Origin of the sequence: Alteromonas oceanisediminis (assembly GCF_018474025.1) — a bacterium.
Lineage (GTDB): Bacteria > Pseudomonadota > Gammaproteobacteria > Enterobacterales > Alteromonadaceae > Alteromonas_E > Alteromonas_E oceanisediminis.
Map to the genome: position 1 here is coordinate 424,449 of NZ_JAHCTA010000003.1, position 22,652 is coordinate 447,100.

Sequence of the window (22,652 nt, forward strand, 5' to 3'; positions counted from 1 at the left end):
AGAAATGTTGGTTTAGTCGCTGTGTAATGCATCAATCGGGTTGAGTTTAGAGGCTTTTATGGCAGGAAATACTCCAAAACCTACGCCAACCAGCATGCAAATCACAAGTGACAAAACAATCGCCAAGATCGACCAGATCACCGCCCACCCACTGTAAAATCCAATCAATTCTGAGAGCGCTAATCCAAACACGACACCCAAAACGCCACCCAGCGCCGAAATCGTAAAACTTTCCGCCAGAAATTGAAGCCTGATATCTCGTTGAGTCGCCCCTACCGCCCGCAGCAAACCAATCTCTTTGGTTCGTTCAAGGACGTTCGCGAGCATGATATTCATGATACCGATTCCACCAACCAGCAGTGAAATGCCGGCGACACAAGCCATCACGATATTAAATATAGCTTGCGTTTGCGCTTGTTGCTCAAGAAGTGCAGCCGGCACGATTAATTGATAGTCATCTACTTCGCCATGCCGTAAACGCATCAACTGATCAACGGCCTGCGCTGCCGCACGAGGATCAAAGCCCTCTTTAACACCTAATTTAACAACATCCAGTTCACTGGCCAGCGTATCTCGCTTCAGTTTGTGTTCTGTCGTCGCGATGGGAATAAACACCCGATACTGATCCCCACCAATCTTGACGCCTTGAAACTCGTCCTTTGTGTTGGCTGGTGCGTCGAGAATACCAACCACTCGTAGCCACAAATGATTGACTTTGATGAGGCCGCCTAACGCTGCGCTGGCCTGCCCAAACAACTCCGTTGCCGCATCGCTGCCTAAAACGGCAACTTGTGCAAGGCGGCGGTTATCATCTTCGGTTAAATAGCGTCCTTCCGCGAGCGCTAGACTTGCATGCTCAAAGTAGCTGGTTGTCACGCCAAATACTTGTGCACTGGACTTACCCCTATCGCTATAAAGCGCGTGTACTTTGACTCCTTTTGAAGCGCTGTAATCTTGAATAAATGGCAGTGTTTGTAGAGCGGCATTAACATCACCCATGGATAACCCAAGACTTTGCTCGCGGATTTCGCGCAACTGCTCGGCGCTACCATCATTACTCTCAATGATCAGATTGTTGACGCCCATGGAATTGATCATTTGCAGGGCTTCGCGTTCTGCGCCAGCGCCAATGTTCAACATGGCAATCACCGCCCCGACACCAAAAATCATGCCCAGTAGGGTCAAAAATGTGCGTAATTTTTGTGCCGCAAGCTCGTTTATCGCATCTTTTAACAGGGTGATGTACAAATTCATACGCTAACCTCGGGTGGACTCAAAGCCACCTCTTCGCCCTCGATCAAGCCGTCAGTGATCTCCACGAAAAATAGATTTTTGTCACCGGTAGTTACTGTGCGGCGCTCCCACCCGGTCAGCGTTTTTACGTACACGTAGCTCGCTTGTAAATCATGACTGAGCGCTTGAAGCGGTATCTGTAGCGCAGTTTCTTTTAATTGTGAGGTAATCGTGGCGGATAGCTTGCTGCCCGGTTTCATCAGATCAGGGCGCTGCTGGTCAAACGCAAACACGACTTCATAATACGTCACTGGCGAGCCACGTTCGATAGAACGCGGAAAGCCAGCCACTTCCTTAACATAGCCCGTTAACGGGGTTTGAGGAAACGCATCTAATGAGAATGCCACCGGCAATCCGGTGACCAGACCAATAGCGTCTCGCGACAACACATAGGCTGTCGCCTGCATTTCATCTAGATTGGGAATCTGCGCAATTGGCCGGCCCGGAAACACAGTTTGGCCCACACTTGGTTTCTCGCCACGGCGATCTTTTTCATAAGTGATGAGACCATCATTTGGCGCGTAAACCTGCAACTGCGAAAGTGCCTCCTGATGTCGCTTGTACTTCACTTCATGACTGTCACGTTTGATATCAAGTACTGCCATTTCACTGGCATTTTGCTCGACGACGCTGCCTTCTTTCCAATCGAGGAAAGTGTCTTTGGCTTGCAAAAAGTCGCGATTCTGGAGTGTCTCGATAATTTCTAACTTGCTGTAGACGCGCACATCATCAATCGCAAAACGGTCAACAAAATCGAACTCATGTGACACAAATCCCTGCTCCGACAAAATTTCGTTAACCTGCTTGTTCTGTGCGGCTAAGCTCTGAGCAATGTCTTGCTCAATCATTTGCATTTCAAGCTGCTCTTCACGGCTATCCATCATGATCCGCTCACCGTCAAAACGGGCTATCACATCACCTTTTTTCACTTCACTATTCTCTGGCGCCAGCCACTCGATAGTCATTGGCTGGCGGCCCGGCGTCATTACGCGCTGGGCCTGCGCCGCTTCCACTTCGCCAAACGCCTGCATAGTGACAACCAAAGGCTTTTTCTCGACAGTAAACACGGGGGCAGACACTGGCTCATCGGAACAGGCCACCATCATCATGAACGCGCTTAATAAAGCGGCTTTACAGTAATTCGACATTCGCTTTCATTCCTGGACGCATAATCGCGTTATCGATTTGATCAAGCGTGACATACGCATCCACAACCACTTTCAAATCCCATTGAGATTTAACGCGATAGGTTTTCCCCATGTCTGTAATCACGCCACTGAAGGCGCGTTCAGGGTGATCATCTAACACTACCCGTACCTGTTGCCCAGTTGTCACTTTGGCAGAATCAGACTCATCCACTTCCACTTTCACCGCAATCTGTTGCAATGAAGGTAAGTTCATCAGTGAGCGGCCCATGTAAACCGTTTCACCTACAGCGGGTTTATTGTCTTCCCAATCTGCTACATACAACACCATGCCATCGGCAGGTGCATAAATTTCAAGCTTGGCGATACTATCTTCAAACTCTTTCACGCGTGCTTGGGCATTGGCCACTCTGGCATCCTGTACGTCTAAATCCAGTGCCGCCGCAGCCTTATGCTGTGTCAGTTTTTGTTCCGCCTGACGCAGTAGCGCTGTGGTGATTTTAAGCTCGGCTAGCTGCTTTTTGCGTTCGATCTCAGATCGTGATGTGTCGGTAATTTCCACTTTGCGCTGAGCGATGTCGCGGTTTTTCCTAGCTTCAGCGACGGCCAGTATGCGGTCTTGCTGCACTGCCTCATTGCGTAATACTGATTTTTCGCGCTGCTTAATCGCAGCATCCAGATCGCTCTGTCGCCCAATCAAGTCGTTGCGCAGGCTCTGCCCATCAAATCGAACCAGTAAATCACCTTGCTGAACCACGGCGTTTTCTTTCGCAAGATATTCTATTTTGAACTGCCACATCCGCCTGATATTCGGTGGGCCTATGGTAATTTCTTGCCGGCTGATCAATTCTGCCGGAGCCACCAGCACTTCAGCTTCCGCAGCAAACACATACGTAGGAGCCGCTAAAAGCAGGGATACCAGAGCCGCATACACACAAGCATTACGCTTCATCCGTTATCACCTCAATTCTTACACTCATACCGGGCAACATGTCGATATCAGGCGTTTGCAAAAAATGAAACACTAAAGGCACGTACACGCTGTTGCTCCACTGTGGCTGCTTCTCTGACTGCGTTGATTTTTTGCTTAGACGTGCAGTAAAGCGTTTGTCGGGGTAGGCGTCGAACACAACGCTAACCTGTTCACCTTCATCAATACTCAGTGCATCAATTTCATGCACGTAGCTTTCAATCTGGAAATCATCGATTGCCTGCACATCCATGATTTGCCACGCCGCTTGCACATTGATCCCCGCATCAAGCTTTTCCCCACTCCATGGATGCATGGCGTAGTTTACTGGGCCGTTGTACTGGGATGTTACCGTCATTTGAGTAAGCTGGCGTTGTTGGAATGCGATTTCTTCGCGCAGTTTGGTGAGCTCCAGCAGCTTTTTCTGAACACCAGTCGAAAGGGCTTGCCGCGCCAGCTTCAGTGCCTCCTGAGCTTTAAACAGCTCGAACAGTCGACGTTGCAACGTCAGTTCGTACTGGCCTTTATCGTATTGACTGACCTGCCCTTCTGGCACACTGGCTTCAATTTTGGCTTGCTCGACGCGCATACCCGCCACGGTGAAAGCGCCCTCAGCTTCCAGCACAGCCTGTTCCAATGTCATGCGTTCCTGCTTGAGTTCCAATGCGAGCGTTTCAGCACGTTCAAGGTTGATATCCAACTGACTCTGCACGGTAGAACCATCGAAAGTGACAATAGGATCGCCTTCATTCACCACCTCACCCTCTTCTTCCATCCACTGAATTTGAATTTGCCAACGATTGGTGCGAGGTGCGGTGACAATTTGTTTTTGCGCAGAACTGATCTTACCGGTGAGGAGTAACATTGGCTGAGCCGCCGCTGGCTTAGCATGCAGCACGATCAGAAATGCAACAGCCAGTGAAATAATGTATTTAAACATGCTGCACATTCCCATCTTTCATGCGCACAGTACGTTGTGCATACGCGGCGATATCGTCTTCATGTGTCACCATGACTATTGTCTGGCCTTGTTGATGAAGTTCGGTGAGGAGCTGCATAATTTCGACAGACGTTTTGCTGTCGAGGTTACCGGTTGGTTCGTCGGCTAAAATAACACTGGGTTGATTGATCAGCGCGCGCGCAATCGCAACCCGTTGGCGCTGCCCTCCCGACATTTCAAAAGGCCGGTGACGTTTGCGGTGAGAAAGACCCACGCGCTCAATGAGTTTGTCGGCGCGGGCGAGCGCGTGTTCATCGGCTCCATGCGCATAACGCAGGGGCAGTAGAATGTTATCCAACGCAGATAATTTGGGGAGCAGATGAAAGGTTTGAAAAATGAAGCCAATTTTCTGATTGCGGATGGAGGACAAGGTGTCGTCATCCAGTAACGCGATATTCTCGCCGTCCAGAAAATATTCGCCAGCATCTGGGGTGTCCAGACACCCTAGCACATTCATCAAGGTCGATTTGCCCGATCCTGAACTGCCCATGATGGCAACAAATTCATTCTGATTTATCGATAGCGAGACGCCGTTAAGCGCAACGACTACGTCGTCACCATTTTGAAATTGCCTACGAATTTCGACCAGTTCAAGCATAGCGGTTAACCACAACTTTCCTTAGTAAGGTGTGTTGCTATTAACCGCCATACGATACATAAATGCAAGTCGCTACGCGACTAATGCACTATTTTTGCTGTTCGCGTGCAATCGCCCGATGTGCAATATCATTGCGGTAAAAGACACCATCCCACCGGATCGGCTTAAGCAGCGTGTACGCATTTTTCTGCGCTTGCGTGACTGAATCACCCAGCGCTGTGGCGCACAACACTCGCCCGCCAGACGTAACAATCTGACCATCAAGTGATGCAGTTCCTGCATGGAACACTTTCCCTGCTTGCCGTGCTGCATCATCTAATCCACTGATCGGCAGGCCTTTTTCATAACTGCCCGGATAACCGCCTGCGGCCAGTACAACGCCAACAGCACACTGATCTGAGAACGAGATGGGTTTTCCTGCTAACTGTTTCTCACAAGCTGCCATGCACAGTGCGACCAAATCTGACTCCAAACGTAGCATAATCGGCTGGGTTTCTGGATCACCAAAGCGACAATTGTATTCGATCACTTTGGGCGTGCCGTCAGGCATAATCATCAACCCGGCATACAAAAACCCAGTGTACTCGTTACCTTCATCGCGCATGCCTTTCACGGTAGGATTAATGACTTCCTGCATAATGCGCTGATGTATTTCGTTAGTCACCACAGGCGCTGGCGAATAAGCCCCCATGCCGCCTGTGTTAGGACCAGTATCGCCGTCGCCAACGCGTTTATGATCCTGACTGGTGGCAAAAGGCAATACGTTTTCACCGTCGACCATGACGATGAACGAGGCTTCCTCGCCGTCCAGAAACTCTTCGATAACAACGCGGCTGCCAGCGTCACCAAACGCGTTACCTGCCAGCATGTCGCGAACAGCGTCGTTAGCTTCTTCCTCTGTCATGGCCACAATGACGCCTTTGCCGGCAGCAAGACCATCAGCTTTGACCACAATCGGCGCACCATGCTTTTGAATATATGCCAGCGCAGGCTCAACCTCAGTGAACACATCGTAAAACGCCGTAGGTATGGCATGACGTGCGAGAAAATCCTTTGTAAAGGCCTTTGACCCTTCAAGTTGCGCCGCGGCTTGGGTTGGACCAAAGATCATAAGCCCCTGTTCTCGGAAAGCATCAACAACCCCGATCACCAAGGGAGCTTCTGGCCCAACGATGGTTAAGTCAATATGGTTTTCTTGGGCGAATGATAACAACGCATCGACATCAGTTACGTCAATGGCGACGTTTTCGACGTTGTCTTCCTGCGCAGACCCCGCATTTCCCGGTGCCACGTACACCTGATTGACTTGAACCGACTGTGCGGCTTTCCACGCGAGCGCGTGTTCACGACCGCCACTGCCAATAACCAATACTTTCATTCTGTTCTCCTCAACGCTTGTCAGTTAGTGACGGAAATGGCGCATACCGGTAAATACCATGGCAAGACCATGCTCATCCGCAGCCGCAATGACTTCGTCGTCACGCATCGAACCTCCCGGCTGAATAACCGCCGTAATTCCGGCAGCCGCAGCCGCATCGATGCCATCACGGAAGGGGAAAAATGCATCGGATGCCATAACAGCACCTTCCACTTGCAAATTCTCATCCGCTGCTTTTATTCCCGCAATTTTAGCCGAATAGACTCGGCTCATCTGGCCAGCACCAACGCCTATCGTCATGCCGTCACGGCAATAGACAATCGCGTTAGACTTCACATATTTGGCAACTTTCCACGTGAAAAGCAGGTCACGGAGTTGCTGCTCGGTGGGTTTCACTTTCGTCACCACTGTCAAATCTTCGGCTTCAACCATACCAAAATCGCGTTCCTGCACCAGCATGCCGCCATTCACACGTTTGAAGTCATATCCTTCCGTCAATTGACCTTGCCAGTCACCACACGCCAAAACGCGTACATTCTGCTTCTTAGCGCACACTGCCAAGGCTTCGTCGGTAACGGAGGGTGCGATAATAACTTCAACGAACTGGCGCGACACAATCGCGTCTGCCGTCTTTTCGTCGAGGGTTCGGTTGAAGGCAATGATGCCGCCAAATGCAGAGGTCGGGTCGGTTTTGTACGCACGATCATAAGCGCTTACAATGTCCTCTCCCAAAGCAACCCCACAAGGGTTAGCATGCTTAACGATAACACAGGCCGGCTGTTCGAATTCTTTCACACACTCCAGCGCAGCATCCGTATCAGCGATGTTGTTAAACGACAACGCCTTGCCTTGCAATTGCTTTGCTGTCGCTACGGATGCTTCCTGAATAGTGTTTTCTACGTAAAACGCCGCGTCCTGATGCGCATTTTCACCATAACGTAGATCTTGTTTTTTACGTAATTGTAAATTGAATGTTCGTGGGAATTCGCTATGCGCACAGTCTTCTGAATGCGCATGTTCAGCAGAGTGATCGAGGCGTGAACCAAAGTAATTCGCAATCATTCCATCATATTCAGCGGTGTGTTCAAACGCTTTTACGGCTAGGTCAAACCGCACACTGTCAGACACCGCACCCTGATTATTTTGCATCTGCATGATAACGCGTTGATAGTCATTGGCGTTGACGACTATGGTAACATCACGATGGTTTTTAGCCGCTGCACGCACCATGGTGGGTCCGCCAATATCAATATTTTCAATCGCGTCTTCGAGGCTGCAGTCAGGATCGGCAACGGTTTGCGCAAAGGGATACAAATTGACCACAACCAAATCAATCGCGCTAATACCATTTTGCTGCATAACGTCTTCATCGACACCGCGGCGCGCTAAAATGCCGCCGTGTACCTTAGGGTGCAAGGTTTTCACTCGCCCCGCCATTATCTCTGAGTGACCCGTGTAATCGGAAACTTCAATCACTGGGATAGCGCTTTCAGCCAGCAGCTTGGCTGTGCCGCCAGTAGAAAGCAGTTCAACGCCCTGCTGATGTAATGCTTGAGCAAATTCAATAATGCCGGTTTTGTCAGATACACTTAACAGTGCGCGTTTGATTGGATTAGCCATATTTTTTTTTGATACCGTTGTACGTGCGCGGAAACGCGATTCTAGCAAACAAAAAAAGCACCCGCGGGTGCTTTTTTTAAGATTGTAAACTTAGTTCATGCCGTATTGCTTGAGCTTCTTGCGCAGCGTACCGCGGTTGATGCCCATGAGAATTGATGCGCGCGTTTGATTGCCGCGAGTATATTTCATAACTTCTTCTAGTAATGGCGCTTCCAGTTCAGCTAAGACTAACTCGTATAGATTATCGATGTCGTTGTTGTTCAGCTCTTTTAGGTATTTTGCTACCGCTTGCTTGACTGAATCACGAAGTGGCTTTTGAGCCAATGTTTGTGAAGGCGTCGTCACCGTCGTGGTGAAAGGAGAAGTTACTGTTTGATCGAACATATACTACCTGCTCAGTTAAAGGATTAAATCTACGCTGCGGAAGAAACACATGTGCTTCGCAGCTTGTCAAAAAAACACTCTATCGCTTCCAATTGCGCCTCTACACTCTCTAATCCATTAAATTCAGACCGAAATCTGCGTTCGGTATCGCGCGACGCCATATACCACCCCACATGCTTGCGGGCGATCCTGACACCACTAATACCCGGATAAAAAGCATGCACATTTTGAATATGTGCACGCATCACACAATGTTGCTCTTCGATACTGGGCATTCTAGGAGCAGCGCCAGTGTCAAAGTGTTCGATAATCTGCTGGAAAATCCATGGATTACCTTGAGCACCTCGCCCGATCATAACGCCATCTGCCCCCGTTTCTCGCATGACAAAAGCCGCTTTTTCTGCGCTGGTGATATCACCATTGGCGATGACAGGAATAGACACAGCCTGCTTAATTGCCGCAATCGTGTCGTATTCAGCATGGCCTTTGTACATACACGCTTTTGTACGGCCATGCACCGCAAGCGACTGAATGCCTGCATCTTGTGCGATTTTGGCAATCTCTACCCCATTGCGGTTTTCCGTATTCCAACCCGTGCGAATTTTAAGCGTGACAGGTACGTCTACAGCCGCAACGACAGCATCAACAATCTCTTTCACTAGTGGAGGAAACTGCAATAGCGCTGAACCGGCCAGCTTTTTATTCACTTTCTTGGCGGGGCATCCCATATTAATGTCAATGACTTGAGCGCCATTCTTGACGTTAAATCGAGCAGCTTGTGCCATAAGTTCAGGTTCAGAACCCGCTATCTGCACGGAGCGAATGCCAACTTCACCGGTGTGATCCATGCGCTTCTGTGACTTTTCTGAACGCCAAACGTCGGGATTACTCGACAACATTTCAGACACAACAAGCCCAGCGCCCATGCTTTTACACATTTGCCTGAAAGGTCTATCCGTCACGCCAGCCATGGGCGCCAGCATCACATTGTTGGATAATGTGTGAGGCCCAATGGTGAGTTTTTTTAGTAACGAATAGCTCAAAAAGTAACCTTCCATTTCAAAGAGAGGCGCATTTTACGGATTTCTTCGCAAATGAAAAGGCTATTTTTTGCACAATAATTGATGCTAGGGGCTTGACAAGCCTACTGTGGTCTGACCAAACCGATTGACGATTAGCGCCGAGTACCGCTGACCCGCGCCCAGTCGCCGTGGATCTTTGCAGGCGCCAAGTCAAAATCAGCAGCATAAGCAGCTTCGATTTTTTCGACCTGCTCAGCAAGAATGCCCGACAGTACTAACTTTCCCCCTGGCTGGCAGTACGCGGTAATGACCTCGCGAAGCGCAAGCAAAGGACCCGATAAAATATTAGCGACCACGACATCAGCTTGAACTTGAGGTTGATGCTCAGGAAGATACACATCAAACTGGCTATCCACGCCATTTCGTTGTGCATTGTCTTTGGTTGCCAATAGCGCTTGAGGGTCAATATCGATGCCCACACAATGTTTTGCACCGAGTTTCAGCGCGGCAACGCCTAAGATGCCTGATCCGCAACCGAAATCGACAACCTGTGCGTCGTTCAGCGTCAAACCGTCGAGCCACTCCAAGCACAAAGCGGTGGTCGGGTGCGTACCGGTACCAAAAGCCAAACCTGGATCCAGCATCACGTTCACCGCATCGGGATACGGTACATCACGCCAACTTGGGCATATCCACAGTCGCTGACCAAATTGCATGGGATGAAAACTGTCCATCCACTCGCGGATCCAGTCTTTGTCTTCAAGCTGCTCCGTTTTAATTTTGTCGCTACTTGCAAGTAACCCTGAGGAGTGCAATTGGCTAACCAGTGCCTCCATATCGTGGTCGGCATCATATAAACCAATAATCCGCGTATCCGGCCACAGCAAAACTTCACCCGGCTTTGGCTCATAGGTAGGAGTATCTTTCGCATCCAAAAATGTCACGGCTTGTGCTTCCTGCATTTCAAGCCAGTCACCAATAGCGTTTGCGCGCTCAGGGTGCGTATCAATAATCAATTGTAACCAAGCCATATCTTTCTCTTTTGCTAAGCAGTGCTCTATAATATCAAAAATATCCTAACCTTTGCGTTAGTTTACCGGCTCGCGCTAATGGGCTCGTACTAATGGACTCACGCTAACGAACAAAGGAGTCGCCGTTTGACCCGCGCAATACGCCAGTATGTCGTCCTTTATATTTTGTTATTTTTTGCCGTTGCTGCGACGCCTGCTTTCGCTAGTCGCCCCATGACTATCGACGTTGCCGTAGGTTACAACAAGCCGCCATATATTATCAGCGATGAAGACAGCGGTTTTGAGCTAAGTCTGGTCGAATCCATTTTCAACCAGCAAGGGTATGCTGTGCAGTGGGTTTACGTACCCATTGGGCGAACATCATTGTTGCTGCTGGCTGGTCAGGTGGATGTTGGACTCACCTTGAACCACCGGCATGGGATCAATCCCTCGTGGCTGAGCGAGCCCTATATCACCTACCAAAACGTTGCGGTTTCATTACAATCTCGGCAAATAAATATCGAAGGGATCAGCGATTTAGAGCGCTATTCGGTGGTTGCATTCCAGTCTGCAAGCACGTTATTAGGCGACGAGTACGCCCTTGCGGCAAGCCAACGAAAAGACTACTTAGAACTGCCCGAGCAGGAGAATCAAGTCAACCTGCTCTTAAAAGGAAGCGTGGATGTGGCTGTGATGGATATCAATATTTTCAATCACTTTAAAACACATGCACCTTCGCCATTGCAGCAGAAAAGGGTGGTGATCCACCCGATATTTCCACCCAGCATCTACCGCGCGGGAATACGTGACACAAAACTGCGAGATGCATTTAACCAAGGTTTGCGTCACGTGATTCAGGATGGCACTTATGAACGTTTGCTCGAACAGTTCAATCTTACCAGCAAACTCTTTTTGATTGAGCCGGAAGCTGAGTAATAACGCTCCGGCGTACACTGTTATCAACTAACGCGTTAAGAAAGCCCGCATATCATCAATTAGTGCATCCATAGACGGTTGATGGATGTACATCATATGCCCTGCTTGATAGTACTTCATGTCCACCCGATCGCGATCGATGCCATGATGATTCATGGAGTGTTCCGTGGCGAAAAAGGGCGTGGCGAGATCGTAATAGCCATTTGCGACAAAAATACGGAAATCTTTATTTTGACGCATCGCTTTAGCCAAAATTGGCGTGACATTGAGGAAGCCCTGACTGCGTGCAGAGTTGCCATATAACCAATTCCAGCCGCTAAAAACCTCACCTGATAGCACGTGATAACGCGCATCGCGTTGCACGTCGAGATCGCTGGCAAAATAGCTCTGAATAGCTGCAGTGTAAGCACCGTCTATTGCATAGGCTGAAGGATCTGCTTCAAACCGATTGCTGACAATGCTCGCATCCTCGCCCAAATAACGGCTATCGAGCCGCCCCACCACTTCTCCGCGATCTCGCAGTAATTCTTTCATAAACAAAAATTCATCGACGCGTAAATCCGATTGCTGCAAATACTGTTTTCGCAAACCGGTAAACTGATGCAATTGCTCAATAACGTGCTGACGCTCGCTTTCAGCCATCAGCGAGCCTTTGATTAAAGCGGTGGCGTAATCTTCAAGTGAGAATTCTCTGACGGCGTCAATAAAACCTTCAAAACTAGACCACTGGGATTTATCCGGCACGACATCGTGATACCACGCTGTGGCTGCATAGGTCGGCAGAAACGTCACGTACGGTAGGTCATTTCCGTCGGTGAAATCTCCGGCTTGGAAATCAAGAATGGATGAAATTAGCAAAACGCCGTTTAAGTCAATCGACCCCCATCCTTCTTGAAGACTTTTCACCATCGCTGCGGCACGTGTTGTCCCATAGCTTTCCCCGGCGAGATACTTTGGTGAGTTCCAGCGCTGATGGCGAGTAATGAATAAACGCACGAATTCCGCCAAACTGTCAGCATCTTCGCGCACCCCCCAAAAGGTTTTCGCCTCGGTCTCCCCTAGCGCAGTAGAGTAACCCGTGCCGACCGGATCGATGAAGACCATATCGGCGATATCAATCAGGCTACCGGGATTATCGATGACAGAGAAAGGCGCTGCGCCAACCCGCTCCGCGTCGCTGGGTAACTTGACGCGTTTGGGGCCAAACACTCCCATGTGTAACCAAACACTGGACGAACCCGGCCCGCCGTTAAAGATAAACAAAATGGGCCGTTCGTTAGGCTGGTCAACGCCTTCTCGAAAATACGCCGTGCTAAAAATACTTGCCGTCGGTTTGTCGTCTTTGTCGGTTAAGTGTGTATCGCCAGCCTCAACGCGATACGACACCATCGCGCCATTAATACGCGCTTGGTGGGTTGTCTTGGCTATTACAGGAGGCGCTATGGACGGCGATGATTCATGGGTGGTGGATTCGGCAGGCGTTGAAGCAACAACCGGCACACTCGCGAATACAATCCAGCAGGCGATCAAAAAGCGTAACATAATGAGCATTCCTAAGCGTTTAGCTATTTTTTTGTAGACTAGCGCGTTGCGCCCGATGATGAAACGCTGAATGGGCTGAGAAAACTAACAAGCCGGCACAAGCCGGCTTTAGCAAAAACATTAAGGCGCCTATGCACGCCTCATAACGCTAGATTAACCTGGCTTTTTGACCCAGGCGCTACACCAGCCATCAGCGTTGACGGTTTTGCCGGGGAAAATTGCGCAAGGGCGCCATTGAGCACCCGCTTCGCCCTGAATGTACATACAATTGTCACAGTTTGCACCATCGACTGTCGACTCATGGGTGTACTGGAGCGCTTTTGCGGTCGCGTCATCAGTACTCAGCTGCTCTTGGGCGCTTGCCCGCAAAGCAACTCCGCCAAGGGTTAACCCGATCAGGCTGGTACCTGATATTTTCAAAAAATCTCGTCGATTAAATTGACTCATGTAGCGCTCCTTGAGTGATCACTCACATCGATTTGTAAATAAAAATGATTATTAATTACTAAACCCACAAAACAACAAAGGCCCGCCAGTTGGCGAGCCCGTTTGAATCTTTTACCTTAGTGTACGCTTAACAGATCATCTCGCAACGACTTTCAACCACTGGCTTGATCTGTATCATCTTCCTCGCCACTGGCTTTCACAATTTTGAGCATAACGTAAACACAGACAAACACTAACAATGACACCAGCCCGCAGACCAGTAGCAATTGATCAAGGTTAGGTATCATTCGCATGACTCCGCTGCAAAACGTTCTTCACCGGTGCATCCACCTTGGCATAAGGGTAACGTGCCAGGCGCTGCGTTGCGTGGTAACTCACTAAGCCACTAACCGCTATGCTACCGCAACCTTCAATATCGACATATCCGGATTTATCGATGCTTTGATCAGGTAAAATAACCTCAACAATTTGCCCTATGACCAACTCAGTTTGGTTAATTGACAATAACTGAATATCCTGCACTTGTAGGCTGAGTTTAATCGTCGACTCGGCCACATAGGGCGCACTCACCGCCGTTGAGGGTTGAGGCGTTAGGCCCACTTCGACAAATTCACTGATGCCCGGCGCATACCGGGCAGAGGTTTGATGCGCAGCTTGTGTCATGTTGGGGAGAATATTGTTTAGCGTAAACACGCCCGTCGATTTAATATTCTCCAATGTATCACGCTGTACCGTATGTGGGCGCATGATCATACCTAGCAACGGCGGATGTGCACCAATATGTACCACTGAGCTAACAATACACAGATTTTGATGACCTTGGTGATCCTGAGTGCCAACCAAGTTGCCACTTTTGAACCCTGACAGACTATTGATAAACTCCGCGCGGTAACGCTGTGGCAATTGGTCAATGTCACTTGCCGAAAATACACTGTGTGTTTTGTTGTCGTTATTCATCATCTCGCTTCGCTACGATCTCAATCCCAAACCCCGTATCCATAACCAGCAATTCAATCGGCTGACAGCATATTTGGCAGTCGACTATTTGTTGTTGGCCGATATCATTCTCATGATCGATTTCGAGATCGTTGTAGGTCATGCAATAAGGACATTCAAATTGTGCTTCATCAGTCAGGCTCATGGAGTTCCTCCCTGTGCAGAAATGGTATAGCTTAGGCGGTCATTACGGCATACAGCCTCAAACGGATTTGTTGCTTCATTAATGCTGCAATCTTATAACAACATTCAAGGTAGCAACATTCTTGCCGCATAATGCCACCACAAATTGCGTAGACTAACTTTTGCATCAGATGCCGTTGATCCTTACTGTATTATCTGCTGGCAAACGTGAGTAGCATTGTCGGCATCTACAGGCCCAAGTATGAACCATGATCGCATTTTAGCCACTGCAGCAAGTCAGAAACCGGCGCAGCCTAAGCACGGCCAGTGCCCATTGTGTCGTCGTGTCACAGATTTGACCTATCATCATCTGATCCCGAGAAAAATGCACCGTCGTGCATTCTTTAAGAAAAACTATAGCAAGCATCAACTTGCCGAGGGCATTGCAATTTGCCGCCTCTGTCATTCAGGCATTCATAAAACATACACAGAAATGGAACTGGCTAAAGCATTTGATAGCGTTGAGAAATTACTTGCCGATGAAACACTAAGCGTTCATTTCAACTGGGTCAGCAAGCAACGTAGACGCTAACAGCTAACTTGCATAAACCACCTACTTACTGATACTGTATATTTAAACAGTTTAACTGCGCACCGTGTGAAAAAGCTACCCACCTTTTACTATCTCGACCATATGATGGAGTTTCTTCGCTGCATTCAAACTCATCATAGTCAACTGCTGACTGCCGAACACCAACAATGGCTCGAAGATTACTTTGCATTGCCTCACGATGCTCAATGTGTCGTTGCCCGTGCGGCGAATCGCAAGCACGAGTTGATTGCGGTAACAAGCCTGCATTACGACGAAATAGTGTCGCCGGAAGAGCATATTAATGAACTCACTGACGCCGGCTGGTTTCGACAAGTCAATGGCAGTGATCTCAACAGTGTGTGGCCGCAATTGACCAAACCAGAATTAGTTAAAACGCTAAAACTCCTGCCCCAGTGCACTGTAAAAACAACCGCCAACAAAGCGGCATTAGTCGATTATGTGTCGCGTCATGTAAGTTTTAACACGGCAGCGCGAACTGGCACTTTCAATGCGTATTTGATGCGCAACTTCTCGCACACCATGCGATATTTTTTGTTTATTTACTTCGGCAGTTTACGTGGTCAATTGAATCAATTTTCCATGCGCGACATGGGTATCATGCGAACGCGTAAAGACAGCGAACAGCAGGGCTGTCGGTTTGAGTCTGGGCGGGCAGCACAATCGGCTTTTACTTATGCTCAATGGCGCGAACAGCTCAGAGCAGCCCCTCAACAGGTCAGTCTGGATGATTTACCCGAGGCCGCTGGTACGCTTGCCGAGCGCTACAAAGATGACTGTTTATGGTTACTGGGCAAAGCCATGTTAACGCAAGACCCGCCGTACGCTTTGAAGGCACTGTCGCTTTCAAAAGCCGATGCAGCGCAAGAAAAATGGTTGCGGGAGTTATACAAACAAGACAACAAAGCCTTTGTCGAATCTGAATTGGAAAACATCATCGCCGATCCACCCAGTGAAGAACTACTGGCCTTTGCAGAAGACTTTTTAGCGCGCAAGTACCATAAAAAAACCACTAGCCGAATGACTGACATGCTGCGAGGAGCTGCACGCACACTGTCGATCGATCAGATGTATATAAATCGTGTTGAAGTAGGCGTGGTTAATTTTTATGAGCGCCACGGCCTCATTGCAAAGCGAACCGAGAACGCATTGTGGTTAAGTTTCTTCGGGCTCATTTTTTGGGACATCCTCTATGAACAGGATGCAAAAGGGCTGGTCAATGAATTTGACATACGCCCTAGCGTACTCACCGAAAACCGGCTTTATCGCGATCACAGCCTGGCGGTTGAAGAACGACTCACACAACTGCACAGCGTTTCCAGCACCATGACATTCTTACTGAAAGCCAGTGCTGCACATTATGGAAAGGTTAACAGCCTGTTCCGCTGGCACCGTTCATTGTTAGACAATATAAAGCTGTTGGTAGAACACAGTTCACCAACCATGTGGCAGCACATGCTACGCCAAATGACACAGGATTACGCCAGCTTACGCGATGGTTACCCAGACATCATGGTGATTGAGAATGGCCAACTCCGCTTCGAAGAAATTAAAGCACCGGGCGACCAGCTCAGGCGCAACCAGCTGATCTCATTAACTAAGCTTGAAAACGCGGGATACCGCGTTCAAATAACAACCGTCCAATGGGTGCGAGATCCAATGCAACCTTACGCTGTCGTTGATATTGAAACGACAGGCGGTCGTGCTGCGGCGCACAGGATCACCGAGGTCGGTATCGTCAAGCGTGTTAACGGTGAAACGGTGTCGACATGGCAATCTCTGGTCAACCCTCAACGCCAAATTCCAAAGAACATCACTGCGCTCACCGGAATAAGCAACGCGATGGTCGCCAACGCTCCGCTGTTCTCTGAGGTGGCAGGTGCTATTGATGAATTTACCAAAGGCTGCATTTTTGTTGCGCACAATGTGCAATTTGATTATGGCTTTATCAAACAGGAGTTCGCTCGGCTGGAGCAATTCTACCGTCGCCCCAAGTTGTGTACCGTCAGAGAGATGCGTCGCACACACCCTGGTTTGCGGTCTTATTCTCTCGCTAATCTGACCGCACATTTCGGTATTCAGATGACAAGGCACCATAGGGCACTTTCGGATGCTGAAGCGGCGGCCGAGCTGCTCAGTTTAGCGCATGATGCAGAGCACAAATCCGAATAGCGATTCAACCCGTAATCATCTCATCATTTATTGACCGATAACGGCATGACAACAGCATCATTGAAACCACCGAGTAGCCACAGGGATATGAACCAATCTGATATTTCTCGCGTGATCGAAATGGCTTGGGAAGACCGCACCCCTTTTGAGGCCATTGAAGATTTGTATGGCCTGAGTGAGCCTCAGGTTATTGCACTGATGCGAGCGAATATTAAACGAAAAACATTCAATAATTGGCGTGCTCGGGTATCAGGAAGAAACACAAAGCACCTGAAATTGCGCAGCCCCGATGTAGACAGAGGCTATTGCCCGACCCAGTATAAACCGGCGGGCAAACGCTAGACCGCGTTATGCCGGTCATTTTTGCTTAGACTCAATCTCTTTCCACAGTGCCTCGGCCTCTTGAGTAAGCTGAGAATACAGTCTAATGTCGCCTTTGCGCTGCGCGTGCATTGCCTGCTCAAGCTTCGCGTCATAAGCTTTACGGAGTTTCTTCGTCGGGTCGGATTTAAATAAGCCAAACATAAGCATTTCTCAATAAAAGAAATGATTACGCTGCTCTGGCTAGAGACGATCAGTTGCCGGGCGAAGTACGCCAAGGCCGAGCGGTTTTAATTCAACTTAAACGATCCAAATTCCGCATTAGGGCGTAACTATTTTGCACTGTTGAAGTGTGTACGCGTTCTTGCTGTTTGGCCCACCTCTTGGTGGGCCTTTTTTTTGTCTTTTATTCTCTATTCCTATTGCACAATACGTGAACTAGCCCAATATTATGAGCCGTTACTGGGGTTAATTCTCAACGATTGGAGTTGAATACATGTTGCGAGTCGGTTTGTTTATTGCGGTGAATATTGCCATTCTGGCGTTGTTGAGCATCACCTTTCGCCTGTTAGGCATTGATGGCTTATTGCAGGAAAATGGTGTGGACCTAAACCTTTCAGCATTGTTGATTTATTCTGCAGTGATTGGGTTTAGCGGCAGCATCATCTCGCTGCTGATCAGTAAGTTTATGGCTAAGCGAACCATGGGGGTATACGTCATAGAAACCCCGCGCAATGCCACTGAAAAATGGTTGTTGGATCGCGTATCGGTGCTGGCAAAGAAAGCCAAGATTGGCATGCCGGAAGTGGGTATCTTCGAAAGCCCTGCAGCCAACGCATTTGCGACAGGTGCATCAAAGAATAATTCGCTGGTTGCGGTAAGTACCGGTCTATTACAGCAGATGACAGAGGACGAAGCTGAAGCCGTTTTAGCGCATGAGATTGCGCACGTGGCGAATGGCGATATGATCACGCTTACATTGGTACAGGGCGTGGTAAATACCTTTGTTGTGTTTCTATCACGCGTGATCGGCTTTATTGTTGACAGAGTGGTTTTTAAAGTCGAGCGAGGCCATGGCCCTGCCTTCTTTATTGTTTCTTTGGTTGCACAAGTCGTACTCGGCTTTTTTGCCACAATGATCGTCATGTGGTTCAGTCGATATCGTGAATTCCGCGCTGACGCGGGCGGAGCCAGCTTGGCTGGCAGAAACCAAATGATTGCTGCCTTACAACGGCTAAAAAGCGATAACGCGCCAGACAAAATGCCGGACGAAATGGCGGCTTTCGCCATCAGTGCGGGGAAGGTACAGAAACTATTTGCCAGCCATCCACCGCTGGAAGATAGGATTGCTGCGCTAAAGCGACCAGCTTAAGCCAGCCAATACTCTGGATTGATCGTCAACGCCATCGTAGCGTATGAACCACCCGAACTGAGTGTCTTGAATGTCTGCACTCAGTTCGGCTGAGAAACCATGCCCGAAACCGAGAAAGTCTTCGGTTAATTCAGCTCTTGCGCCAAACCCTTCACCCACGTAGGAATAATAGCTAAAGTACTCTAACTCGGTACCCAACAGGGTAAAAGTACCATCCACACCGAGCACCGTTTTCACTTTGTATTCATCGAGGCGCTGCACTAGTTCAGCAAACAAGGTTAGATCTGAACGTAAACGATGACGAACTTCTGTTCTCACAAAGTTTGCCTCAGTCATCCGCTCTAAACTGATTTCATAGCTGTTTCGTTGGCTCATTCGAGCCGAGTATTCAATTTCGATGTAGTCAATATCATCCGGTGCGTCCAATGCATGTGCCGGATCAAAATTATTCAGTTGGCCAACGACGACTTCCAATTGATTGTCGAACCCCAACTCTCTGACGTGCCTGACGCCAGCAATCCATCCATCTTTGGAAAGCCCCGTTGATGAGACTCTGCCTTTGTACGTTGGAATAAAGCCCACTTCCGTTTTTCCATAACTGCCTTGGTGGCGAGCATACACGCGCCGAATATACACTTTGTCGTTAATCGCGCTGTCGAAGGTGTTGTGACTGGAAGCGAAATCATCTCCCGTCACAATAAAACCATTCAGGCTCCATTGTTTATCAAAAGCCCACTGTGAATAGTGGCGAACCCTATATTGATAGCGAACCTCGCGCCCTGAGCGTTCATCAACGCGCGTCTGCACATCCAGTTTCTGAGAGAAATCAGCCTGCGCTGGTTGAATAACAGATAGCAAGATTAGACAGCAAGCGGCTGTCCTTAGCTTGAAAAAATAAAATCGCATAGTGTCCTGTTTCGTAAATTAAAAAAACATCTTCGTAACCGAAACGGTCAACCGTTGATATCTCTGGTTTTAGTTAACCTGAATTCGGGATAAGTTACTTTATTCATCGATCACTGTGTTCGCGTACCCGTGTTTGAAACGATTTAAAAGCCGGTTAACTCATCTGCACACATTATTGATCGTATTATGCAACAAAGATTATTCGACGCGCATAGAAATTTGCTATGCAAGCACATCAGCATAAGGCTGACAGTGTCAAATGAACGAATGATTTAGGCGATATTTTAGGTGAACTTAATACAATGGCGGTCTGATTATTGGCTAATTGATAGTTTATAGCTTCCATCATCGACGCCTTATTGAGGTGGTCGATGATGGATGTTAGGCGTAACGGAACGTTATCCGATGCCCAGCTTTTTCTCCAAATAATGAATATTTGTTCCACCGGCGAAAAAGTTTTCGTCTGCCATGATTTGGCGTTGCAACGGTATGTTTGTTTTAATCCCTTCAATAACCAATTCATCCAGCGCGTGTCGCATACGCGCAATAGCTTCATCCCGACTCTCACCATAGGTGATCAACTTACCGATCATCGAATCATAAAACGGTGGTACCGAATAGCCTGCGTAGATATGCGAATCCCAGCGCACGCCAAGACCGCCCGGCGAATGAAACATATTGATATTACCGGGGCTAGGTACGAAAGTCGCTGGGTCTTCTGCGTTGATGCGACACTCGATTGCATGGCCACGTACTTGAATTTGTGACTGATCAATCGAAAGAGGTTGCCCGCCAGCGATGCGCAGTTGTTCTTTTATCAGATCAACGCCCGTGATCATCTCAGTGACCGGATGTTCAACCTGAATACGCGTATTCATTTCAATAAAATAGAACTCGCCGTTTTCGTACAAGAACTCGAATGTCCCTGCACCGCGATAATTGATTTCAACGCAAGCGCGACGGCAACGGTCACCTATTTTATTACGCATTTGCTCGGAAATTCCCGGCGCGGGTGCTTCCTCAACGACTTTCTGATGACGACGTTGCATTGAACAGTCTCGCTCAGCCAAGTGAATAGCGTTGCCCTGACCATCTGCCAGTACTTGGATTTCAACGTGACGTGGGTTTTCAAGAAACTTTTCCATGTACACAACATCGTTGCCAAACGCGGCCCCAGCTTCAGCCTTGGTCGTTTCAATGGCTTTGATCAGCTCATGCTCACCACGCACGACCCGCATGCCTCGGCCACCGCCACCTCCGGCGGCCTTAACGATAATGGGATAGCCGATGCGTTTAGCGATGCTTTTGTTCTTTTCAACATCACTGGTCAGTGGGCCATCGGAACCGGGCACGCAAGGCACGCCAGCTTTACGCATAGCAGCAATCGCTGAAACCTTATCACCCATCAGGTTAATCGTGTCTGCGGTCGGGCCAACGAATACAAAACCGGAACGTTCTACGGCATCAGCAAACTCAGCGTTTTCTGCTAAAAAGCCATAACCGGGATGTATGGCGACCGAATTTGTGACTTCAGCCGCAGCAATAATACGCGGAATATTCAGGTAACTTTCTTTGGCTGATGGTTTGCCGATACAAATGGATTCATCGGCCAATAAAACGTGCTTTAAATTCTGGTCGGCAGTGGAATGCACGGCAACCGTTTTAATGCCTAACTCTTTGCACGCACGCAGGATCCGCAAGGCGATCTCCCCACGATTGGCAATTAATACTTTGTCTAACATAGCGAGTGCCTACTTATTCGATGATGAACATGGGCTGGTCAAATTCAACAGCATCTTGGTTATCGACCAGAATTTCACGAACGATTCCCGCTTTGTCAGATTCGATCTGATTCATCATTTTCATCGCCTCAACGATGCACAATGTGTCACCTACATTCACACTTTGTCCTACTTCGACAAAAGGCTTCGATTCCGGCGAAGAGGCGCGATAGAACGTACCTACCATCGGTGATTTAACAACGTGGCCAGTCATCGCAGGAGCAGGTTTTTCTGCTTCTGGCGCAGCCGCGGTCTGTGTCGCAGCTGTGGCTTGTTGCGCTGGCACGTGATACTGCATAGGCGCCTGCATCATCTGCTGGCTTGAGCCGCGGTGAATGCGCACCGACTCCTCGCCTTCAGTAATTTCCAACTCAGAGATACCTGACTCTTCAACTAACTCAATAAGTTTTTTAATCTTTCTAATATCCATAATCTGTCTCTACTCTACTGATGTTGTAAATAATCGTTGAGGCCGTTGAGGCCCAATAAATAGCTGTTCGCGCCAAAACCACACACCACACCCACTGCGATGTCAGAAAGGTAGGAGTGCTGCCTAAAGGGCTCTCTGGCATGCACGTTAGATAGATGCAATTCAACAAAAGGTATAGCAACACTGAGCAGCGCATCGCGTAACGCGATACTTGTGTGCGTGAATGCGCCCGGGTTGATCAAAATGCCATCCACCTTCTCATGTGACGCGTGAATGCGTTCAATGAGTTCATGCTCAGCATTAGACTGGAAAGCACTAAACTTGTGTCCCATGGCCTCAGCATGCTCACGTACCGTGCTCACAATCTGATCGAGTGTTTGCACACCGTAGGTGTCAGGCTCTCTTTTGCCCAGCATATTCAGATTAGGGCCGTTCAGTAGCAATATATTCAAAACTTCGTCGCCATTTGTTGCGAAATTGCAATTAACTTAACATTGACCTCAGTGTTGTTGCAAACAACTGGATGCGTTGGTCACATTGTAGACTGAGAGTCTTATTTGATGAATGATTATAGACGTTGGTCGCAAGATCGCAGC

The 22,652-nt window shown here is 48.7% G+C and carries 25 protein-coding genes; 5 read left to right on the plus strand and 20 right to left on the minus strand.

Annotated elements, in window-relative coordinates:
• Positions 1–12: 12 nt before the first annotated feature.
• The 10 genes from KIU71_RS07360 to prmA all read right to left on the minus strand — a co-directional run bounded on the left by KIU71_RS07360 (position 13) and on the right by prmA (position 10,441).
• Positions 13–1,254 (minus strand): ABC transporter permease, encoded by a 1,242-nt coding sequence (locus KIU71_RS07360; RefSeq protein WP_214130542.1) that lies wholly within the window; start codon positions 1,252–1,254, stop codon positions 13–15.
• Entirely contained in the window at positions 1,251–2,441 is a 1,191-nt protein-coding gene (locus KIU71_RS07365; protein WP_214130543.1) for an efflux RND transporter periplasmic adaptor subunit, read from the minus strand. The genes KIU71_RS07360 and KIU71_RS07365 overlap by 4 nt, the downstream gene beginning before the upstream one ends.
• The gene (locus KIU71_RS07370; protein ID WP_214130544.1) at positions 2,425–3,390 is read right to left on the minus strand and encodes an HlyD family secretion protein; all 966 of its coding nucleotides are present in this window, start codon (positions 3,388–3,390) and stop codon (positions 2,425–2,427) included. Before KIU71_RS07370 ends, KIU71_RS07365 begins: the two co-directional genes overlap by 17 nt.
• Positions 3,380–4,348 carry a hypothetical protein gene (locus tag KIU71_RS07375; protein WP_214130545.1) on the minus strand — a complete coding sequence of 323 codons (969 nt, stop codon included), beginning with the start codon at positions 4,346–4,348 and terminating at the stop codon, positions 3,380–3,382. Before KIU71_RS07375 ends, KIU71_RS07370 begins: the two co-directional genes overlap by 11 nt.
• Entirely contained in the window at positions 4,341–5,006 is a 666-nt protein-coding gene (locus KIU71_RS07380; RefSeq protein WP_214130546.1) for an ABC transporter ATP-binding protein, read from the minus strand. Before KIU71_RS07380 ends, KIU71_RS07375 begins: the two co-directional genes overlap by 8 nt.
• An 88-nt stretch (positions 5,007–5,094) precedes the next feature.
• Positions 5,095–6,384: a phosphoribosylamine--glycine ligase gene (gene purD, locus KIU71_RS07385; RefSeq protein WP_214130547.1), complete on the minus strand. Its 1,290-nt coding sequence runs from the start codon at positions 6,382–6,384 to the stop codon at positions 5,095–5,097.
• Positions 6,385–6,408: 24 nt separating this feature from the next.
• Positions 6,409–8,004 (minus strand): bifunctional phosphoribosylaminoimidazolecarboxamide formyltransferase/IMP cyclohydrolase, encoded by a 1,596-nt coding sequence (gene purH / locus KIU71_RS07390; RefSeq protein ID WP_214130548.1) that lies wholly within the window; start codon positions 8,002–8,004, stop codon positions 6,409–6,411.
• 90 nt (positions 8,005–8,094) lie between these two features.
• Positions 8,095–8,388, minus strand: a complete 294-nt coding sequence (gene fis, locus KIU71_RS07395) for a DNA-binding transcriptional regulator Fis (RefSeq protein ID WP_214130549.1) — start codon at positions 8,386–8,388, stop codon at positions 8,095–8,097.
• A 29-nt stretch (positions 8,389–8,417) separates the two neighbouring features.
• Positions 8,418–9,431 carry a tRNA dihydrouridine synthase DusB gene (dusB, locus tag KIU71_RS07400; RefSeq protein ID WP_261348321.1) on the minus strand — a complete coding sequence of 338 codons (1,014 nt, stop codon included), beginning with the start codon at positions 9,429–9,431 and terminating at the stop codon, positions 8,418–8,420.
• 131 nt (positions 9,432–9,562) lie between these two features.
• Positions 9,563–10,441 carry a 50S ribosomal protein L11 methyltransferase gene (gene prmA, locus KIU71_RS07405; protein WP_214130551.1) on the minus strand — a complete coding sequence of 293 codons (879 nt, stop codon included), beginning with the start codon at positions 10,439–10,441 and terminating at the stop codon, positions 9,563–9,565.
• A gap of 126 nt (positions 10,442–10,567) precedes the next feature.
• On the opposite strand from prmA, the gene KIU71_RS07410 reads away from it, so the two are divergent.
• Entirely contained in the window at positions 10,568–11,356 is a 789-nt protein-coding gene (locus tag KIU71_RS07410; RefSeq protein WP_214130552.1) for a substrate-binding periplasmic protein, read from the plus strand.
• Positions 11,357–11,383: 27 nt separating this feature from the next.
• Here KIU71_RS07410 and KIU71_RS07415 read toward each other — a convergent pair whose 3' ends face one another.
• From KIU71_RS07415 to KIU71_RS07430, 5 genes are all read right to left on the minus strand, one after another.
• Positions 11,384–12,898, minus strand: a complete 1,515-nt coding sequence (locus tag KIU71_RS07415; protein ID WP_214130553.1) for a S10 family peptidase — start codon at positions 12,896–12,898, stop codon at positions 11,384–11,386.
• 153 nt (positions 12,899–13,051) lie between these two features.
• The gene (locus tag KIU71_RS07420; RefSeq protein WP_214130554.1) at positions 13,052–13,345 is read right to left on the minus strand and encodes a high-potential iron-sulfur protein; all 294 of its coding nucleotides are present in this window, start codon (positions 13,343–13,345) and stop codon (positions 13,052–13,054) included.
• Positions 13,346–13,497: 152 nt separating this feature from the next.
• Positions 13,498–13,632, minus strand: a complete 135-nt coding sequence (locus KIU71_RS17950) for a hypothetical protein (RefSeq protein ID WP_261348322.1) — start codon at positions 13,630–13,632, stop codon at positions 13,498–13,500.
• Entirely contained in the window at positions 13,622–14,305 is a 684-nt protein-coding gene (locus KIU71_RS07425) for a flavin reductase family protein (RefSeq protein WP_250207327.1), read from the minus strand. The genes KIU71_RS17950 and KIU71_RS07425 overlap by 11 nt, the downstream gene beginning before the upstream one ends.
• Positions 14,295–14,486 carry a CPXCG motif-containing cysteine-rich protein gene (locus tag KIU71_RS07430; protein ID WP_214130555.1) on the minus strand — a complete coding sequence of 64 codons (192 nt, stop codon included), beginning with the start codon at positions 14,484–14,486 and terminating at the stop codon, positions 14,295–14,297. The genes KIU71_RS07425 and KIU71_RS07430 overlap by 11 nt, the downstream gene beginning before the upstream one ends.
• Positions 14,487–14,726: 240 nt before the next feature.
• Between KIU71_RS07430 and KIU71_RS07435 the strand changes: the two genes are divergently transcribed.
• The 3 genes from KIU71_RS07435 to KIU71_RS07445 all read left to right on the plus strand — a co-directional run bounded on the left by KIU71_RS07435 (position 14,727) and on the right by KIU71_RS07445 (position 17,588).
• The gene (locus tag KIU71_RS07435) at positions 14,727–15,056 is read left to right on the plus strand and encodes a hypothetical protein (RefSeq protein ID WP_214130556.1); all 330 of its coding nucleotides are present in this window, start codon (positions 14,727–14,729) and stop codon (positions 15,054–15,056) included.
• A 66-nt stretch (positions 15,057–15,122) separates the two neighbouring features.
• Positions 15,123–17,246 (plus strand): exonuclease domain-containing protein, encoded by a 2,124-nt coding sequence (locus tag KIU71_RS07440; RefSeq protein ID WP_315853262.1) that lies wholly within the window; start codon positions 15,123–15,125, stop codon positions 17,244–17,246.
• 87 nt (positions 17,247–17,333) lie between these two features.
• Positions 17,334–17,588 (plus strand): TIGR03643 family protein, encoded by a 255-nt coding sequence (locus KIU71_RS07445; RefSeq protein WP_214130557.1) that lies wholly within the window; start codon positions 17,334–17,336, stop codon positions 17,586–17,588.
• Positions 17,589–17,603: 15 nt separating this feature from the next.
• Here the strand turns inward: KIU71_RS07445 and KIU71_RS07450 are convergent, their stop codons facing one another.
• Positions 17,604–17,771 (minus strand): DUF6435 family protein, encoded by a 168-nt coding sequence (locus KIU71_RS07450; protein WP_214130558.1) that lies wholly within the window; start codon positions 17,769–17,771, stop codon positions 17,604–17,606.
• 292 nt (positions 17,772–18,063) lie between these two features.
• Between KIU71_RS07450 and htpX the strand changes: the two genes are divergently transcribed.
• Positions 18,064–18,939, plus strand: a complete 876-nt coding sequence (htpX, locus tag KIU71_RS07455; RefSeq protein ID WP_214130559.1) for a protease HtpX — start codon at positions 18,064–18,066, stop codon at positions 18,937–18,939.
• On the opposite strand, the gene KIU71_RS07460 is transcribed toward htpX, so the two are convergent.
• From KIU71_RS07460 to aroQ, 4 genes are all read right to left on the minus strand, one after another.
• The gene (locus KIU71_RS07460; protein ID WP_250207328.1) at positions 18,922–19,797 is read right to left on the minus strand and encodes a hypothetical protein; all 876 of its coding nucleotides are present in this window, start codon (positions 19,795–19,797) and stop codon (positions 18,922–18,924) included. The two genes, htpX and KIU71_RS07460, sit on opposite strands and share 18 nt — an antisense overlap.
• Positions 19,798–20,243: 446 nt before the next feature.
• Positions 20,244–21,587, minus strand: a complete 1,344-nt coding sequence (gene accC / locus KIU71_RS07465; RefSeq protein ID WP_214130561.1) for an acetyl-CoA carboxylase biotin carboxylase subunit — start codon at positions 21,585–21,587, stop codon at positions 20,244–20,246.
• 13 nt (positions 21,588–21,600) lie between these two features.
• On the minus strand, positions 21,601–22,056 hold the full coding sequence (accB, locus tag KIU71_RS07470) for an acetyl-CoA carboxylase biotin carboxyl carrier protein (RefSeq protein ID WP_214130562.1): 456 nt from the start codon (positions 22,054–22,056) through the stop codon (positions 21,601–21,603).
• Positions 22,057–22,070: 14 nt separating this feature from the next.
• Entirely contained in the window at positions 22,071–22,508 is a 438-nt protein-coding gene (gene aroQ / locus KIU71_RS07475) for a type II 3-dehydroquinate dehydratase (RefSeq protein ID WP_214130563.1), read from the minus strand.
• Positions 22,509–22,652 lie beyond the last annotated feature (144 nt).